The 14,583-nt window shown below is 42.1% G+C and carries 15 protein-coding genes and 1 tRNA gene; 6 read left to right on the top strand and 10 right to left on the bottom strand.

Translation table 11 applies throughout. From position 1 onward, the window contains the following. The first annotated feature begins 2 nt into the window (after positions 1-2). The gene (locus JU57_RS08935) at positions 3-1,055 is read left to right on the top strand and encodes an HD domain-containing phosphohydrolase (protein ID WP_051906754.1); all 1,053 of its coding nucleotides are present in this window, start codon (positions 3-5) and stop codon (positions 1,053-1,055) included. On the opposite strand, the gene JU57_RS08930 is transcribed toward JU57_RS08935, so the two are convergent. The 4 genes from JU57_RS08930 to mqnE are packed head-to-tail and all read right to left on the bottom strand — an operon-like array spanning position 1,052 to position 5,061. Further along, positions 1,052-2,245 (bottom strand): MFS transporter, encoded by a 1,194-nt coding sequence (locus tag JU57_RS08930; protein WP_294876922.1) that lies wholly within the window; start codon positions 2,243-2,245, stop codon positions 1,052-1,054. The two genes, JU57_RS08935 and JU57_RS08930, sit on opposite strands and share 4 nt — an antisense overlap. After that, positions 2,229-2,678 (bottom strand): phosphoribosyltransferase family protein, encoded by a 450-nt coding sequence (locus JU57_RS08925; protein WP_037959844.1) that lies wholly within the window; start codon positions 2,676-2,678, stop codon positions 2,229-2,231. Before JU57_RS08925 ends, JU57_RS08930 begins: the two co-directional genes overlap by 17 nt. Before the next feature lies 1 nt (position 2,679). Further along, positions 2,680-3,969, bottom strand: a complete 1,290-nt coding sequence (locus tag JU57_RS08920; RefSeq protein ID WP_037959888.1) for an NCS2 family permease — start codon at positions 3,967-3,969, stop codon at positions 2,680-2,682. 27 nt (positions 3,970-3,996) lie between these two features. Beyond that, positions 3,997-5,061: an aminofutalosine synthase MqnE gene (gene mqnE / locus JU57_RS08915; protein ID WP_037959841.1), complete on the bottom strand. Its 1,065-nt coding sequence runs from the start codon at positions 5,059-5,061 to the stop codon at positions 3,997-3,999. Between the two features lie 108 nt (positions 5,062-5,169). On the opposite strand from mqnE, the gene JU57_RS08910 reads away from it, so the two are divergent. The 3 genes from JU57_RS08910 (at position 5,170) to JU57_RS08900 (ending at position 6,510) form a co-directional block, all read left to right on the top strand. Continuing rightward, the gene (locus JU57_RS08910; protein WP_037959839.1) at positions 5,170-5,574 is read left to right on the top strand and encodes a DUF350 domain-containing protein; all 405 of its coding nucleotides are present in this window, start codon (positions 5,170-5,172) and stop codon (positions 5,572-5,574) included. Positions 5,575-5,585: 11 nt separating this feature from the next. Then, positions 5,586-6,191 carry a pentapeptide repeat-containing protein gene (locus JU57_RS08905; RefSeq protein ID WP_037959886.1) on the top strand — a complete coding sequence of 202 codons (606 nt, stop codon included), beginning with the start codon at positions 5,586-5,588 and terminating at the stop codon, positions 6,189-6,191. A gap of 82 nt (positions 6,192-6,273) precedes the next feature. Next, positions 6,274-6,510, top strand: a complete 237-nt coding sequence (locus tag JU57_RS08900) for a hypothetical protein (protein WP_037959837.1) — start codon at positions 6,274-6,276, stop codon at positions 6,508-6,510. A gap of 26 nt (positions 6,511-6,536) precedes the next feature. Here JU57_RS08900 and JU57_RS13775 read toward each other — a convergent pair whose 3' ends face one another. The 6 genes from JU57_RS13775 to JU57_RS08875 form a co-directional block, all read right to left on the bottom strand. After that, complete coding sequence (locus JU57_RS13775) at positions 6,537-7,118, bottom strand: hypothetical protein (protein ID WP_051906752.1); 582 nt, start codon at positions 7,116-7,118, stop codon at positions 6,537-6,539. 89 nt (positions 7,119-7,207) lie between these two features. Continuing rightward, positions 7,208-7,795, bottom strand: a complete 588-nt coding sequence (locus JU57_RS08895) for a PD-(D/E)XK nuclease family protein (RefSeq protein ID WP_051906750.1) — start codon at positions 7,793-7,795, stop codon at positions 7,208-7,210. Between the two features lie 65 nt (positions 7,796-7,860). After that, positions 7,861-8,205 (bottom strand): type II toxin-antitoxin system RelE/ParE family toxin, encoded by a 345-nt coding sequence (locus tag JU57_RS08890; RefSeq protein WP_051906748.1) that lies wholly within the window; start codon positions 8,203-8,205, stop codon positions 7,861-7,863. Next, positions 8,202-8,399: a hypothetical protein gene (locus tag JU57_RS08885; protein WP_037959835.1), complete on the bottom strand. Its 198-nt coding sequence runs from the start codon at positions 8,397-8,399 to the stop codon at positions 8,202-8,204. Before JU57_RS08885 ends, JU57_RS08890 begins: the two co-directional genes overlap by 4 nt. Before the next feature lie 85 nt (positions 8,400-8,484). Continuing rightward, positions 8,485-9,693, bottom strand: coding sequence for a tryptophan synthase subunit beta (trpB, locus tag JU57_RS08880; protein WP_037959833.1), 1,209 nt, complete (start codon positions 9,691-9,693; stop codon positions 8,485-8,487). A gap of 76 nt (positions 9,694-9,769) precedes the next feature. Then, a tRNA-Lys gene (locus JU57_RS08875) sits at positions 9,770-9,845 on the bottom strand. A gap of 273 nt (positions 9,846-10,118) precedes the next feature. Here JU57_RS08875 and JU57_RS08870 point away from each other — a divergent pair. Together JU57_RS08870 and glmS are read left to right on the top strand one after the other, a co-directional pair. Continuing rightward, complete coding sequence (locus JU57_RS08870; protein ID WP_037959831.1) at positions 10,119-12,644, top strand: HD domain-containing protein; 2,526 nt, start codon at positions 10,119-10,121, stop codon at positions 12,642-12,644. A 113-nt stretch (positions 12,645-12,757) separates the two neighbouring features. After that, positions 12,758-14,569 (top strand): glutamine--fructose-6-phosphate transaminase (isomerizing), encoded by a 1,812-nt coding sequence (gene glmS / locus JU57_RS08865; protein ID WP_037959829.1) that lies wholly within the window; start codon positions 12,758-12,760, stop codon positions 14,567-14,569. Positions 14,570-14,583: the final 14 nt, after the last annotated feature.

Below are 14,583 nucleotides of genomic sequence, written 5' to 3'. Positions count from 1 at the left end.
TTATGGAAACAATCCTTATCGTCGATGATACTCCTGAAAACCTTCTCATTTTAAGTGAAATACTCAAACCGTTTTACACGGTTAAAGTAGTCAATCATGGCATGAAAGCTCTCAATTTCATCGCCGCAGGACATATCCCCGATATTATCCTCCTTGATGTGATGATGCCCGAAATCAGTGGCTATGAAGTCTGCAAAAAGCTCAAAAGTGACCCGCTCACCCGCAACATTCCGATCATTTTTGTCACAGCCCTCAGTGAGTGTAAAGATGAAGCCGAAGGGCTGAGCCTTGGCGCAGTGGATTACATCACAAAACCTGTGAACGCTTCCATTGTTTTAGCACGTGTCAAAACGCAAGTGAGTTTACTGCAGTATCAACGCAATTTAGAGCAAAAACTAGCAGAACGCACCGAAGAGATCGTGCTCACGCGCATGGAGGTTATCCGTCAACTTGGGCGTGCGGCGGAGTACAAAGACAATGAAACCGGCACGCACATCTTGCGTATGAGCGCTTATACAAAGATTATTGCTCAAAAAATTGGGCTGGATAATGTCAGAGCTGAACTCATCTTTCTCTCCGCACCCATGCACGACATCGGGAAAATAGGAACACCCGATTATATTTTGCGCAAAGAGGGTACACTAAGCGCAGAAGAGTGGAAAATCGTGAAAGAACACCCGTTACAAGGAGCTGAGATCATCGGAAATCACCAATCCGCCCTGCTGCAAACCGCGCGTGTTGTCGCACTGACTCACCATGAGAAGTTTGATGGCACGGGCTATCCGTATGGCATTAAAGGATTTAACATCCCTTTAGCAGGTCGCATTGTCGCCATTGCCGATGTTTTTGATGCCCTCACCTCCAAACGTCCTTACAAAGAGCCTTGGAGTGTGGAGCGTGCCGTGGCGTATCTGATTTCAGAGAAGGGAAAACATTTTGACCCTGAACTGGTCGATGCGTTTTTAGAGTGCATGGAAGAGATCACAACGATTATGGCGCAATTTAAAGATGCGCCACCCACAACAGCGCCCCAACCTTTACATGTAAAGCATTAAGAACACAGTGTACGCTGCAATCTCAGCGCAAAATAGAGCGTTGCAAGAGAGATCAACGCCAAAAGCACCAAGAAGATATGCCACCCCAAATAGTGATAAAAAACACCGGGCGCAAAGGTTCCAATGGTGCCTCCTGCGTAATAAAACGACAGATACAACCCATTGGAAATAGCGCGTTTTTCATGGGCTAGTTTGCTAATCAGCCCCGAAGCGACCGAGTGAATAATAAAAAAGCCTGCGCAAAAGACAAACATGCCCCCAAACATTACCATATAATCATTTACATGAAAAATCTGCAACCCCACAACGTAAGTTAAAATTCCAAAAATAATCGTCTTAGTTTCCGTACCAAAGAGACGAATCATCCACAAAATACGAATCGAGATGATAAACCCAATGATATACCCTGCATACATCATGCCCACTTTACCGTATCCCATGGTTGAGCTGAAGGTTTTGAGCTGAAACGGAAGAAAGTTGAGCAGGGCTTGAAACACAAAGAAGATAAAAAACATCATCATGTAGATGTTAAAAAAGGTTTTGTTTTTAAGAACATCCACGACTTGAGAGAGTTTGGGCTTAACAAAATCGACCTTCACCTCTTCGCTTAAAAAACTGAGTGCGCCAAACATCATCACTAAAGCGATACCCAAAAGCACAAAAAAGAGTCTCCAGCCAAACAGATCACTGAGTAAGCCTGATAGTAACCTTCCAATAAATCCACCCAAAATCGTCGCCCCAATGTAATAACCAATCGCTTGTTGAATCTTATCTTTAGGGGTAATGAAACTGATATAGCTTATCAAAGAGGTCAGGACGGCAGGAATCAAAAGCCCCTGCAATGCCCTGATGGTTAAAAGTACGGAGTAACTGCTACTCCACGCGAAGCAGAGCTCTAAAATGCCCAAAATCAAAACAGCATTTCTCAAAAAGAGTTTGGATGAAAAGGTCTCTAAGATATACCCGTAAAAGATCGGTGCAAATCCAAGCGGCAACATAATCACTGTGGTAAAAATGACCGCTTCAAAACGACTAAGGTCAAACTCTTTTTCAAAAAGGGGTTGGATGGGCTGAACCGCGTAGAGAGTACAGAGGGTAAGAATCGTACAGGTGTAGATGATGAGAAGTTGATGGTGCATCAAAAAATGAACAAGGGAGTTTGCACTCTCCTGTCTATTTGAAGCTGTCAATTTGAAAATCCCAGAAAAACTCGATCCACTCGGTGGCTTCACGCGCAGCAAAATCGGGACGAAGTAGTGCTTTTTCTTTGTAAAAAACCGCAGCGATTTTAAAATCCACATCAGGATACTTCGCACCAAGCACACGCTCGATCTCGATCATCGTCTCACCACTGTCGATGATGTCATCAACAATCACCACACGTTTGGCTTTGCTTAAATCGGGGATATTAAAAATGTTGATGGTATCGAGCTTCCTCGTCTCTTCATAATGCACGGAATTGATGGAGTAGAGATTGCGCATCTCCAACGCTTCTGCTAAAAAATGACCTAAGGTCATACCCCCACGCGCCACCGCTAAAATAACATCAGGCGCATAGGGCTTGATCTCTTTTGCAAGGGTGTTCACATCTTCTTTAAACTCTTCATAACTGTAGTAACGCAAATTAATGTCCTTCCTGTACGATAAATACGGTTAAACTGACAAACGTCAGAAACAAAATCCCAAAGTTAATATCTTTAAACTCTTTTTTGATGAGCTTGATCAGCACATACGAAATCAAACCAAACGCCAAACCATTTGTAATCGAAAAGGTTAATGGCATCATGATAACGATCAAAAACGTTGAAACCGCAATGGCAGTATCTTTAAAATTGATATGAGAAAGCTCACCAAACATCAAAACACCGACCATCACCAAAACAGGGTAAATCGCGTTTTCAGGAATCGCTTTAAACAGAGGCATCATAAAAAGCGTCAGAACAAAACAAAGCCCTGCGACAACAGCCGTTAGCCCCGTTCGGCCACCCTCTTCAACACCCGCAGCACTTTCAACAAATGCCGTTGTGGTTGAAACACCCACCACCGCACAAACGGTACTTGCAAGCGCATCGATTTCAAGTGTTTTTTGAAGTTCTTTTCCATCATCTTTAAAGAGTCCTGCACGATACCCAACACCCGCCAATGTTCCTAAAGAATCGAATAAATCCGTAATCAAAAAGGTGATAATCACGGGGAATAAAGAGAGGGTCAACGCACTTTTAATATCCAACTCAAACGCAATCGAGCTGACAGAAGCAGGAAGAGAGAAAAACTCTGTTGGATACGGAGCAATACCTGCAATCCACGCCACAATCGCTGTCGTTACAACTGCTAAAATAAACGCACCTTTAAGTCTCCATGAGTAAAAGGCAAAGACCAAAACAAGTCCTAAAACACCAAGGAGTACGCTTGGATTTTTAAAGTTGCCCACACCCACTAAAACCGCAGGATTGGCGATGACCATACCCATACTTTTAAGCCCAATAAACGCGATAAAAGAGCCAATACCAGCACTAATTGCACGTCTAAGATCGTGTGGCACACTCTTCATAATCCATACACGAAGCGGTGTTAAAGAGAGAATGAGAAAAAGAAGTCCTGAGAGAAAAACAACACCCAAAGCGGTTTGCCAAGGCACTTTCATACCAAGCACCAAACCAAATGTAAAGTATGCGTTCAGTCCCATACCCACACTCATAGCAATCGGCGTATTTGCCCAAAGACCATTTAAAACGGATGAAAAAATCGTAATCAACGCAGTTGCGGTGATAAGTGCTTCCATTGGCATGCCCGTTTTGCTCATAATAATGGCATTGACCGGCACGATGTACATCATGGTCAAAAACGTCGTAAACCCAGCCGTAAACTCGGTTTTGACCGTTGTACCATTTTGTTTAAGTTTGAAAAAGTCCACCAAAGCAGATCCTTTAAATTAAGATATTTAGTAAATTTTGAGTTCGTTATAGAGACTATCACGCTCCACTGCGGTAAAACCACTTGTTTCAATGAGCTCTAAAATACTCTGCAACCCAAGCCCTTTAGCGCTGTTGGCTCCAGCTGCGGATTGGATTGCTTCGGCTTCAATCGTACCATCAAGGTCATCGGCACCGTACTCTTGTGCGACAAGCGCTAAATTGATCGTCGAGGTTGCCCAGTAGGCTTTGATATGCTTAATATTATCGAGCATCAAACGGCTAATCGCAAAGGTTTTGAGAATCTCCGTTGAGCTTAAAAAATCGTCTACTTTTAAATAGTTATTGTCGCGTTGATAGACAAGTGGAATAAACGCATTAAAGCCGTTCGTGCGGTCTTGCAGGTCACGAAGGCGAAGCATATGATCGATGCGGTGTTCACGTTTTTCAACATGCCCAAACAGCATTGTTGCATTGGATTCATGCCCACGCTTGTGCCAAAGTTCATGGATCTGCAACCATTCAGCGGAGCTTACTTTGCCTTTACAGACATACTCACGCACTTTTTCATCAAAAATCTCAGCACCACCGCCAGGCATAGAGTCTACGCCATACTCGATCATTTTATCGATGACCTCATCAAAACTGAGGTTATATTCGGTGGCTAAAAAGTTGATCTCCGCCGCCGTCAACGCTTTTACATGTAAAGAGGGAAAACGCTCTTTGATTTTGGAAAAAATCTCCATATACCACTCAAATCCCGCATCAGGATTGTGCGCAGAGACCACATGCACTTCGGTAATGTGATTGTTTTTAACCGAGTTGTCCAAGATGGCTAAAATCTCTTCGTGGGTCATGGTATAAGGGTTGGGATTTTTTCGGTTGGCTGAAAATGCACAGAATTTACAGATGTCTTTGCAGATATTGGTGGGGTTGATATGTCGGTTGACATTGAAAAAGACTTTGTTACCGTGAAGCGCACGTCTTCTTTGGTTGGCGTATTTGCCTAATGTAAAAAGGTCAAGATCGTAGAGTGCGACACCATCTTCAAAGCTAAGTCGTTCGTTATTTTCGAGTTTTTCAATAAGAGTCATCGTGTACTTTCATCATTTGAAATAAAGATGGATTTTAGCAACATTTTTTATAAACGTAGGTTAAAGTATTTTTGTATCTTTAGGTATAATTAAAAGAAAGGCTACACCATGATTCTTCACTATTTGCTCTCCTTTGGGTTTTTCCTCTTAACCTCACTTGCCGTGCTCGCACTCTTCTTCTTTCTCTACGCAAAAGTCACGCCGTACGATGACTACAAAATGATTTTTGAAGAGAACAACACCGCCTCTGCACTTGGATTTGGTGGCGCCATACTAGGGCTCTGCATTCCTCTTTACAGCGCGCTTGTCAACTCCATCTCTTACCTTGATTTTGCCACATGGGCGCTTATCGCGATGATCGTTCAACTGCTGTTTGCCTTTGCCATAACACGTTTGGATGGAAAATTCTCCGTTGAAAAACACATCAGCAATGGCGATGTTGCCGTAGGCGTTTTGATGGCATTTATGTCGATCGCGATTGGCATACTCAACGCTGGGTCGATGAGTTATTAAACACTATGGGTGTGCCTTTAGAATCTATCACTGATCGCATGGATGTCTTTGCCGAAACCTTTAAAGGGGTCACTCTGCACGGTGCAAAGATCACCAAAGCGGAGTTCGATGACTGTACGTTTGTCTCGTGCGATTTTTCTGAAACCATTTTTTCCTTTTGCAAATTTACCGAATGCCGTTTTGAAAACTGCAACCTAAGTCTGATGAAACCCACCAATACCAAAATGAGCGACGTGACCTTTACCTCGTGCAAAATGATCGGCATTGACTGGACAAAAGGCGACTGGAAGAGTCTGCTCAATCCCGATCCGCTTCGTTTTCACGAGTGCATTTTGGATGATAGTAACTTTTTTGGTTTGGCATTAGATGGCATCGTCATGAAGGAGTGTCGCGTCAAAGAGGTTGATTTTCGCGATGCAACACTAAGAAGAGCTGATCTGAGCGGCAGTGATTTGAAGGGGTCGTTATTTAACAATACTCATTTAGAAGGTGCAAACTTTACTGACGCACAAAACACGATGATCGACATACGAACCAATCACCTCAAAGGAGCCATTTTCAGGCGATTTGAAGCACTATATCTTCTCGAATCAATGGGAATTGTGCTGGTGGATTGAATTCTCTAAACGTTTTTGGAACGTTAACCTGTTCCAAAAAATGTTATAATCCAACTCTAAGCAAAGCATCAAAGGATAGCGTATGCAAACCATCCAAATAGAAGTCCAAGACCAATACGTAGACGCATTTTTAACCTTACTTGCAAACCTTAAAGAGGGCATGATTCAAAATGTTCAGATCGATGAAGACGTGCTGTTTGAAACCAATAAAACCTATTTTCAACACGCACTAAAAGAGATCGAAAACAACACAGCTCAACTCTTATCGCACGGCACTGTTTGGGAAAAAATCGATGAACATACGAAGGCTCATTCTTGAAAATTTTTTGAAGTTAATATCCTTATTTATTCTTGAAGTAATAATATTTGATTAATTTTTTCTAACTTTTTAATAGCTTCATCAGCGACGCTCCTAGCAAGTTGTTTTAGCTTGGCATCATCAAAAAGCTCATACGATGGATTGTTGACATTTTTACCGTAAAATTTAACATTGATCTCTGAGTCCCCATATCTATTCTCTTTATCTTTTTTAATAGTACCAATGTACTTTGCCATGTTGTCAATATCTTTGGAACTTTTTAAATAATAGCGTAACCCTGTTGTATTGTATTGGTAAATATCTACTGCTACTTCATTATTTTCAAAAATCTTTTCGCATACTATGCCTATTCCTTCATCTTTTGATGCTCTTGCTTGTGCGATTTTTAAAGCGCGTTCTTTTTCATCTTCGATAAAATTATCGTCATGGAACATAATCTCATATCCAAGAATCCTCCAACCAATCTTTTCACTTTTTTCTTCCATAAGCGTCCATAATTCATACCAAAATTTAGCCTCTTTCAAAGCCCAGACATATCCAAGGTTTTGAGCCATTTCTGTCGCTGCTTGTGCTATTTTTGGGCTATTGATTAGTTCGACGACTTGCATTGTTATTTCCTTTGTTGTCTGTCCAGTCATTTTTCGTATTAAATTTGCATATTGAAGTAGTGTTTCCCTGATAATAGGCAAAAGAGCGCTTATTTCAATACACGCTTCAATCCACTCCAATATATGAATATATGAAATGAGAAAGATATGTTTTCACACTCTGTTTTTTCTTTTTTATTGTTAGTAGTACTACCACTGCTTGCATCTTTCCCATCTAATGTGAGGTAATAAAGCTTTGTAGCAAGCCCTTTAAAATCTGCATGTATTTTATAGTCAAATAGCTGTTGCAATTGATCACCTGCATCTATTTTCATTTCAATAACTATAAAATACTTTTCATTTTTGATTGTAAGATCAATGCGACGACCGTCATAGGTCATCTCTTCTCTGCCAACTTGAACATGCGTGAGATCAAAATCATTAATTTCTACTAACACTTGTTTTATAAACAGATCAAGATATTTATTACCTTGTGCGTGAGCACCATTTGGATTGAGCATTTCATAAATCAAAGCAGAATGTGTTTCTACCTCTAACCTCTCCATTTTTAAAATGGAAAAAATATTAAACGTTTCACCTTTAAGTTTTTGTATACTCTCAATGGTTTCAATTTTTCCAGAAAGTACAATTAACATCTCTCGCATTTTTTGCCAATCAGGTAGAATTTCATGAGGCATAGATCAATTTCCTTTACATGTAAGCTTCTGGATTATAATGAGCAACCGCAAAACCAACCTCTTTATCAGCTCTTAAGCGATGAAATTATGAGCGAATCTATGTCGTGCTCACTTACATTTTCGAAGTCGCTTTTATCGTAAATATACATCAAATAGAGTTCATTATCGATCAGTTTTAAGTAAGAAATAAGCCGATAGCCACCACTTTTTCCACCCTGTTTATCGGTGTTAGCGATGCGGGTTTTGTAGATGCCTTCGCCTAGATAGATGCCCAAATCTTCATCGGTTTGGATGCTATCAAGAAAAGCTAAATAATCTTTTTCGATGTTGCGGAATCTTTTTTTGAGTTTTTTAACGGCTTTATTAAAGGTGTCGGTGTCTTTAATAACAAGAGAATGGAGGGATTTCAATCTAAAACTCTGATCGTTTTCGTATGCCCTTCTTTGATGTCGCGTAGTGCTTGTTTGACATTTTTTTGTAAAATCTCAAGCTCTTTCGGCTGTTTTTTGGTGTCAATTTGAACGGACTTTTTTGGTAACATCTCTAAAAAAGCGACAAACGTATCAAAATAATCGTCACGTATTTTTAATGTCAATGTACGCATGTTAGCTCCTTTTTTTGTCTGAATATGTGCAAATTATAGCATAAGTTTCATGGTGAAGAGGCTATCAAAACCTCTTCGCAACGCTTTACATGTAATCCTCAGGCTTATAATTTTCCACCACAAAATCAATATCCTTATCGCCTCTTCCACTTAAGTTTACCAAGATCGATTCATACGGTTTTTCACGTGCCAGTTTCATCGCAAAGGCGACTGCATGGGCACTCTCAAGCGCTGGAATGATGCCCTCATAATGGCTTAGATCGTAAAAGGCTTGAATCGTCTCAGCATCGTTAGCGATGCCCACTTTCGTGCGTGCGATGGAGTTTAAGTAGGCGTGTTCAGGGCCAACAGAGGGGTAATCCAAGCCACTCGCAACCGAATGCACGGCGGCGGGTTCACCCGCTTCATTTTTGAGCATAATGGAGTTAAATCCATGCAAAATACCCTCGCTTCCATAGGTCAAACTTGCGGCATGTTCGCCAAGTTTTGTGCCACGTCCTCCTGGTTCAACACCGTACATTTCGCACGGATCGTTGATGAATGCAGAAAAAAGTCCCATCGCATTACTGCCACCACCGACACACGCGACTAAATTATCGGGAAGATTGCCTGTCATCTCTAAAAATTGCTCTCTGGCTTCGATGCCGACAACACTTTGAAAGTCGCGCACCATCATCGGAAACGGATGCGGTCCAACGACAGAGCCGATGCAATAAATTGAATTTTCAGGGTCTTGTAAATAGGCTACAAATGCAGAATCCACCGCTTCTTTAAGGGTTCGCGCCCCAAAGCTAACCGGCACCACTTTTGCACCCAAAACGCGCATGCGCACCACGTTGGGATGCTCTTTAGCGATGTCAACTTCACCCATGTGAATCTCACACTCTAACCCAAAATAAGCCGCTGCGGTCGCAAGTGCCACGCCGTGTTGCCCAGCTCCGGTTTCAGCGATCAATTTTTTCTTGCCCAGATATTTGGCTAAAAGCGCCTCGCCCATGCAGTGGTTGAGTTTGTGCGCACCTGTGTGGTTGAGATCTTCTCGTTTGAGGTAAATGCGTGCCCCTCCGACAAACTCGCTTAAACGTTTTGCATAGTAAACAGGTGTGGGTCGTCCTTGGTAATGCTTGCGAATGTCACGCAGTTCGCGGATAAAATTGTGCGAATTACCGATGGTTAGGTACGCCTCTTCGATCTTTTTAAACTGCTCTTCGAGTTCGGGTGGTAAAAACGCGCCACCAAATTTTCCAAAATAGCCTTTCGCATCGGGAAACGCCTTCAAATAGGGCTTTTGCATTCTGTCTATCCTTTACATGTAAAGATTGTGATGGGGTATTATAGCTTAGAATGGTTGAGGGTTAAAAAGTAAAAACTGGTGATCCGTGTAGGCTTCGAACCTGCGACCCCATCATTAAGAGTGATATGCTCTACCAACTGAGCTAACGGACCAAATATTATGACTAAAAAAGTACCAAAGGTGCGCGGGCTTTCTGCCGAAGAAAACACACTGTTAACGTAGTTTTTAAAGCTTTGCTTTAAAAACGTGTCAAGTGTTCTGTAAGAACGTCGATGAAATCGTACTCCCTTCTTCTTAAAACGAATGTTAATCCTTAATTTTTTTTACTAGCAAATTTTTGTTACAATTTTATTACACATTTTGTTAGAAACAAGCTTTTTTTTAGTATGATAACTAAGAGCGCTATGAAACTTAGGAAACATAATATGGATATTGAAGAAATTATTGAAGACTTAATCGACAAAAATGCCGATGACTTTGAAATCTCTAAGCTGATAAAAGAGCATATCAAGAACTATCTTGGCTCACTCAATGAAATGTTTGTGGAAAATCAAGGCAAAGACTTCTTAGTCAAACATGCCAAAAAAATCGACCAATTTATCATCCTCATTTACAAATACACTCTGCGCAAATACTTCGGAAACTACATGCCATTTGTCAACTCCATTCCCGTCGTTTTGGTCGGCATGGGAAGCTATGGAAGGGAAGAGCTGTGCGTCTATTCCGATGTCGATTTGATGGTGGTTTACAAGGCACTTCCAGGTTATAACATTGAGCCGATGGTGCAATCCATGCTCTACCTCGCATGGGACGCTGGCATGAAACTAGGACATCGTACCCATAAACTTGAAGAATTAGTTCCTGCAAGCAATCAAGACCTCACCATCAAAACCGCGATGCTAGAGTCTCGCTTTTTATGCGGCTCCAAACTCTTGTGGATGGAGACCGAGAGAGAACTGTTGAAGATTCAGCGCTGGCAGAAAAAAGAGGTCATCGCACAGATCGTGAACGCGTATGAAGAGCGACGAGCGAAGCATCCGATGAGTATGGAGCCCAACATCAAAGAGGGTGTGGGCGGTCTTAGAGACGCCAATACCCTCTCTTGGATCTGTAAAATTCTCTTTGGCAGCATGCGCATCAAGGAGCGTGTGCCTGAGATCATCGATGAAGAGGAGTACAAAGAGTTTCGAAGCTCTTTGGAGTTTTTATTTCGCGTTCGCTCAGCCCTTCATCTGAGTGCCAAGAAAAAACAAGATGTGCTGAACCTTGAGTTTATTCCCGATGTGGCAGCAAAGCTTGGTTTTGAGAACAAGCTCTTGAAAAATGCCCAAATGCAACTGGCTTCCAAAACCATGTCCGCAATGCACACGATTGACGTTACATGTAAAATTTTTATGCGTAAACTGACCGCTTCCATTTTGAGCCAACCCACACGCATTACGGCGTTGAAAAAGGGACGCGTGGAGAAAGGGCTGTACGTGGTCGATCACTGCGTGTATGCCTCGTTAAAAAAACCAAGCCCTAGTTTGAGTATGGTTTTAGCAGAGCTTCAACAGTTTGATGACCCCAAACTTAGCTTTGACATCAGCTATGTGCATTACATCAAAAACGCTCATTTTACGTCGCACAACAGCAAAAAAGTTTACAAACAATTTCGCGCCCTCCTCTTCCAACACAATCTTTACACGATCTTTAGCCTCTTGTACGAAGCCTCTTTATTGCAACAACTCATCAAGCCTGTGCGCCAGATACTCAACCTTGCGCAGTTTGATGGCTACCACAAACTCCCTGTGGACATTCACTCTTTGCACACGCTCTATCATTTAGAAAACATCAAAGAGCCCTTTATTAAGTCCCTGTTTGATGACCTCTGTCCAGAAGGGCGAGCTTTGATGAAATTGGTCGCGTTTTTGCATGACATCGGCAAAGGACGCAAAGGCGATCACAGCGAATTGGGGGCTAAAATCTTTAGAGCCTACGCGATGAAACTGGAATTTTCAGAACAAGCGATTGAGACGGGAATAACGCTGATTAAGTACCATACGCTGATGAGCAATACCGCAAACCGCGAAGATATTTACGATGAGCGCGTTGTGCTAGCATTTATCTCTAAATTACAAACTCCTCAAATTTTAAAGATGCTCTACATCCTTACCTATGCGGACACCAACGCGGTCAATGACAACATTTACACTGGATTTGTGGCTAAATTATTGCGTGAATTTTACAACTACAGCCTTGATATGTTCGACAAAGAAGAGCTCATCGATGAGACGACCAAACGACTGCGTAAAGAGAACAGCCTCAAAAAAAGCCCTGAATTTTTAGAACTCTCCAAAGCGCTTCAGAAAAAAACGCTCAGCGTGCAGTCAAATTTCTTCTTCCTCAAGCAAAAACCCAGTGCGATTGTACGCATCGTCAAAGAGGCAGAAGAGACGCCGATTGACGCGTACCGTTACAAGATCAGCAATGAAGATCATCTGAGCATCAATGTGATTCGCGGTCGTGCCTTTAACATTGGGTATCTTTTAGGCAAACTCTCCTATTTAGACCTTGTGCAGATGGATATTTACAAGCTTTTTGATGGCAAAAAATACTTCCAAATCGATTTTAACGAGAAGGTGACCGAAAATGATATTGAACTCATTTGTGAACTCATCGACAATTCGTTTGATATGAGCAAAAAAGTGACGCTTAAAAAGCCCGTCATCCTCAAAGGAGAGATCGATCTTGATTGTGAACACTCCAAATCGTATGCGCTCATGCACGTCAATACCAAGAACCAACACGGACTCATGGCATACCTGATGAGCATCTTTGATGAGCATGAGATTGACATTGCAATGGCGAAGATTCAGACCATCAAGAACCGAACGCGGAACCTGCTTTTAATCGAAAAAACAGGGCGTTTATGCGACAATAAAGAACAAATTTTAGACTATTTTTATTAGAGTTCGTGCAACTCTTCTGCCTCATCAAAGGCAAGCTTTAGTGCCCCAGTGGCTAACGTAGCTTTTTGTATGTATCTAAAAAGCGTGATAAAAATATAAAAGAAGGTGTGTTTATGTGTGGAATTGTGGGTTATATTGGAACAAAAGAGAAACGAAATTTTTTAATCAATGGACTGAAAGAACTCGAATACCGAGGCTATGATTCAGCGGGAATTGCCGTGCTGAAAGAGGGAGAGATCACTGCGTTCAAAGCAACCGGAAAACTCTCAAACCTTGCCCATAAAGTGGAACATTTCAGCTCTTCAGACTTTGGCGTAGGCATTGGTCACACAAGGTGGGCAACGCATGGAAAACCAACCGAAGCCAACGCGCATCCACACTGGGGAGAATACTCTTACATCATTCACAACGGCATCATTGAAAACTACAAAGAGATCAAAGATGAACTCTTAAAAGATGGCGTCAAATTTTTAAGCCAAACCGATACCGAAGTGGCTGTGCACCTTTTTGAAAAAAATGTCAAAGAGATAGGTGATTGTTTTAAAGCATTTGAAAAAACGATTGCTGCCTTGCATGGAGCTTACGCGATTTTACTCATCACCAAAAAAGAGCCCGATGTGATCTTTTTTGCTAAAAATGCCGTACCGCTGCTTTTGGGTAAAAACAGCGAAGGTGAAGTCTACTTTAGCTCTTCGGATGCACCACTGGTTGGGATTGTGAACGAAGTCGTCTACTTAGAAGATGGAGAGTATGGCTGGGCAAAAGACAAAGAGATTACGCTTCTCAAAGCATTCACACCGCAACGTCTTGACTTTAAAACCCTCACACACGATAAACTCTCAGCACAAAAAGATGGCTTTCGCTATTTTATGGAAAAAGAGATTTACGAACAATCTTTAGTCGTTGCAGAGACATTGATGGGTCGCATTAAAGGCAATTCGGTTGTGTTAGATGAACTCTCAGCGCTTGATCTAAGCCGAATTGATGCGATTAAAATCTGCGCCTGCGGCACCAGTTACCACGCGGCTTTAAGTGCGTGTTATATGTTTGAAAGACTGGCAAAAATTCGCTGTAATGTCGAAATTGCCAGCGAATTTCGTTATAAAGAGCCTTTGCTAGATACCAACTCTCTCTTTATCGTGATCTCTCAAAGTGGCGAAACGGCGGACACACTAGAAGCCCTAAAAATGGCAAAAGAGAGCGGTATGAGTACACTTGCGATCTGTAATGTGGACAACTCTTCGATTGTGCGCACCGCCGATAGGACGATTCTCACGCGTGCAGGCATCGAAAAAGGGGTGGCGAGTACCAAAGCGTTTGCGACCCAAGTCGTCACCCTTTGGTTGTTAAGCCTTTTTGTGGGTGAGGCAAAAGGCACGATGGAAGCATCCACTAGGCAGCGTGAAATTGCAGCCCTTTTGCATATTCCGCTTGTGTTAAAAGTGAATGAGAGTGTGCATGAGAAGATTCGTCGTCTCTCCAAACGCTATTTGCATGGGCATGGATTTTTCTTTATCGGGCGCGACCTTTTCTATCCGCTTGCTTTGGAAGGTGCCCTTAAACTTAAAGAGATCAGCTACTTGCATGCGGAGGGCTACCCAGCTGGCGAGATGAAGCACGGTCCTATCGCACTGGCAGACAGTGAACTCTTTACCATTGCCCTCATGCCTAAAAATCTTTTGTACGACAAAATGAAAAGTAACGTCGAAGAGCTCGGTGCGCGCGATTCGACACTGCTCATTATCAGTCCTGAACCTTTTGAATTAGCCGATGATTTCATTAAAACGACGGCTCAAGAACATATGATGAGTGAGTTTTTTGAGATGATGATCATCACCCAGTTACTGGCGTTGGAGATTTCGATTCGTTTAGGAAATGATGTAGATATGCCTCGAAACCTTGCCAAAAGTGTGACTGTAGAATAATGACATGTAAGGAA

The organism is Sulfurospirillum sp. SCADC (assembly GCF_000743525.1).
Classification (GTDB): domain Bacteria; phylum Campylobacterota; class Campylobacteria; order Campylobacterales; family Sulfurospirillaceae; genus Sulfurospirillum.
This window is presented reverse-complemented; position numbering and strand designations above follow the sequence as displayed.

What these genes read in the sequence shown, in the direction of transcription:
- JU57_RS08935 (WP_051906754.1), top strand. Translation starts at nt 3, where the DNA reads ATGGAAACAATCCTTATCGTCGATGATACTCCTGAAAACCTTCTCATT.
- mqnE (WP_037959841.1), bottom strand. Translation starts at nt 5,061, where the DNA reads ATGACTCTTATTGAAAAACTCGAAAATAACGAACGACTTAGCTTTGAA.
- JU57_RS08910 (WP_037959839.1), top strand. Translation starts at nt 5,170, where the DNA reads ATGATTCTTCACTATTTGCTCTCCTTTGGGTTTTTCCTCTTAACCTCA.
- JU57_RS08900 (WP_037959837.1), top strand. Translation starts at nt 6,274, where the DNA reads ATGCAAACCATCCAAATAGAAGTCCAAGACCAATACGTAGACGCATTT.
- JU57_RS13775 (WP_051906752.1), bottom strand. Translation starts at nt 7,118, where the DNA reads ATGCAAGTCGTCGAACTAATCAATAGCCCAAAAATAGCACAAGCAGCG.
- JU57_RS08895 (WP_051906750.1), bottom strand. Translation starts at nt 7,795, where the DNA reads ATGCCTCATGAAATTCTACCTGATTGGCAAAAAATGCGAGAGATGTTA.
- JU57_RS08885 (WP_037959835.1), bottom strand. Translation starts at nt 8,399, where the DNA reads ATGCGTACATTGACATTAAAAATACGTGACGATTATTTTGATACGTTT.
- trpB (WP_037959833.1), bottom strand. Translation starts at nt 9,693, where the DNA reads ATGCAAAAGCCCTATTTGAAGGCGTTTCCCGATGCGAAAGGCTATTTT.
- JU57_RS08870 (WP_037959831.1), top strand. Translation starts at nt 10,119, where the DNA reads ATGGATATTGAAGAAATTATTGAAGACTTAATCGACAAAAATGCCGAT.
- glmS (WP_037959829.1), top strand. Translation starts at nt 12,758, where the DNA reads ATGTGTGGAATTGTGGGTTATATTGGAACAAAAGAGAAACGAAATTTT.